The organism is Streptomyces carpinensis (assembly GCF_002154505.1).
Lineage (GTDB): Bacteria > Actinomycetota > Actinomycetes > Streptomycetales > Streptomycetaceae > Streptomyces > Streptomyces carpinensis.
In genome coordinates, this window is sequence record NZ_MUBM01000576.1 from 1 (window position 1) to 2590 (window position 2590).

At 69.6% G+C, this 2590-nt stretch carries 2 protein-coding genes; both read left to right on the forward strand.

The annotated features are described in order from the left end of the window. A partial coding sequence (locus BZY54_RS46305; RefSeq protein ID WP_143668348.1) for an ATP-binding protein occupies positions 1–363 on the forward strand: 363 nt, incomplete at its 5' end. Positions 364–431: 68 nt separating this feature from the next. Then, positions 432–2531: a SpoIIE family protein phosphatase gene (locus BZY54_RS46310; protein ID WP_086731334.1), complete on the forward strand. Its 2100-nt coding sequence runs from the start codon at positions 432–434 to the stop codon at positions 2529–2531. The last annotated feature ends 59 nt before the right edge of the window (positions 2532–2590 follow it).

Genomic DNA, 2590 nt, shown 5'->3' on the forward strand with positions numbered 1-2590 from the left:
ACCTGGGACCTGCCCAGCAATCCCGCCGTCGTCGCCAACGCCCGCCGGCTCGCCGCGGAGCAGATCGCCCGGTGGGGACTGGCAGAGGCCGCGTTCGTCACGCAACTGGTGGTGAGCGAGCTGGTCACCAACGCGATGCGGCACGCCAGAGGGCCGATCAGGCTGCGGCTCATCAAGGGTGAGACCCTGATCTGCGAGGTCAGCGACGGGAGCAGCGTCAGTCCTCATCTGCGCCGGGCCCGAGCATTCGACGAGGGCGGCCGCGGCCTGTTCATGGTCGCCCAGTTCACTCAGCGCTGGGGCACCCGCTACACCCGCACCGGCAAGACCATCTGGGCCGAGCAGGTGCTGCGCATGCCGTAGGTACAGCAATCATCCCCGACCCGTAGCCGCCGCACCGACGCCGGTGCCGCCCACAAACCCCGTTCATCATGGAAAAGCAGCAGTATGGAGCACTCGCGATGCCGGACCCCACGCAGGCCGGGGAGGGGGTGGCCGCGGTCGGGCAGACCGCAGCATGGTGGAACATGTTGCCTGTCGCCTTGATCGTCTCCGACGGCACCGGACGGATCACGCGGTGGGCGAAGGCCGCCCCTGAGCTGCTCGGCTACGCCGACGGCGAGGTCATCGGCCGTGACCTCACCGACCTCGTTCTCCCCGACCATCGCCCCGAGGCCCACGCCGTGCATGACGCGGTTGCCGCTGGACGCAGCGTGACCGGGCACTTCCCCATACGGCACAAGAACGGCTCCACCGTCGGCATGGAGGTGTGGGGGTGCCCGGTGACCGCGCAGAGTGGGGAGGGCTGGGACGTGCTGCTCCTGGCCGCCGACGCCCGCGAAGCCCGTCAGGCCCGTGAAGTCGGTGGCCTGCTGGACGCGCTGTTCGCCCGCTCACCGGTGGGTCTGGCGATCTTCGACACCAAGCTGCGGTTCCAGCAGGTCAACCGCGCCCTGGAGGCGATGAACGGGCTACCGGCCGCAGCGCACATAGGACACCGGCTCTCGGAGGTACTCCCTGGGGTCAACAGCGAGCAGATGGAGGCGGCGATGCGACGGGTCCTGGTCACCGGTGACCCCGTGGTGAACTTCCGCCGCATCGGCCGCACACCTGCCGACCCCGAACACGACCGCGTGTGGTCCTGCTCCTACTTCCGCCTGGAGGACGCGGAGGGCGAACCGCTGGGGATCAACGCCTCGATCATCGATGTCACCGCCCAGGAGAAGAACGAGCAGGAGGCCGCCGCCGGCCGTCAACGCCTGGCGCTGCTCAACGATGCCACGCTGCAGATCGGAACCACCCTCGACGCGGACCGAACGGGACAGGAGTTGGCCGACATCGCCGTGCCCCGCCTCGCCGACATCGCCACCGTCGACGCCCTGGCCGACCTCACCGAAGCCGCCGAGCCGATGACCAGCCTGTGGGGCGGCGCCGCCCTGCGCCGCCTCGGCAAGACCCCCGCTGGAGGCCACCCGGCCGCCGACATCCTCACCCCCGTCGGCCGCACCCTGCACTTCCCCGCCAGCGCACCCTACGCGCAGGCTGTCATAGACCGTCGACCCTTCCTCCTGCGCCGCATCGACGCCCGTGCCGTCGCCCAGGCCGCCCGCTACTCCTCGATTCCCGAACGGCTCCGCTCCCTGGGCGTGACGTCGATGATGATGGTGCCCCTCACCGCCCGCGGCCTCGTCCTCGGCGTCGCCACCTTCCTGCGGGATGGCGACCGGCCCGCCTTCGACGCCGCCGACCTTGCGCTCGCCAGCGATCTGGCCGCCCACGCCGCCGTCTGTATCGACAACGCCCGGCTGTATCACCGCGAGCACGACGTCGCGCTCACCTTGAAGCGCAGCATGCTTCCCAGCCTCCCGAAACCCCCGGCAGGCATCGAGATCGCCCACCGCTACCGGCCCGCCTCCGACGTCCACGAGGTCGGAGGGGACTGGTTCGACGTCGCCACCCTCGCCCGCGGTAAGGGCGCCCTGGTCATCGGCGATGTGATGGGCCACGGCATCCAAGCTGCCGCGATCATGGGGCAGATGCGCACCACTGTGCGCGCCTTCACTCACCTCGACCTGCCCCCCGACCAACTCCTTCACCACCTCGACGAGGCACTGCAGGAACTCGACAGCCCTCTCCTGGCAACCTGCCTGTACGCGGTCTGTGACTGCACTGCCCGCCGCTGCCAACTCGGCCGCGCAGGCCACCCCCCGCCCGCCCTCGTGACACCCGACGGCACAGCGCGCCTGCTCGATCTGCCCGCCGGCGCCCCCCTGGGTATCGGCGGTATCCCCTTCTACACCACCGAGATCATCCTGGACCCGGGCAGCATCATCGTCTTCTACACCGACGGCCTCATCGAAATCCGCGGGATCGACCTGGACGAGCGTCTGGACGAACTCACCCGCGTTCTCACCGGAGCGCACCACGACCTCAACCAGTTGTGCGACACCCTCATGGACCGCTTCGCCCCCACCCCCGCCGAAGACGACATCACCATCCTCGCCGCCCGCATCGGCACCCCCACGGCCTGACCGCCTGGCTGAACAGCTTACGCTTCTCGGCTTGGTCGTTAGAAGGCTTCTCGAAACCG

Excerpts from the sequence above, each read along its gene's own strand:
- BZY54_RS46310 (WP_086731334.1), top strand. The coding sequence starts at position 432 with ATGGAAAAGCAGCAGTATGGAGCACTCGCGATGCCGGACCCCACGCAG.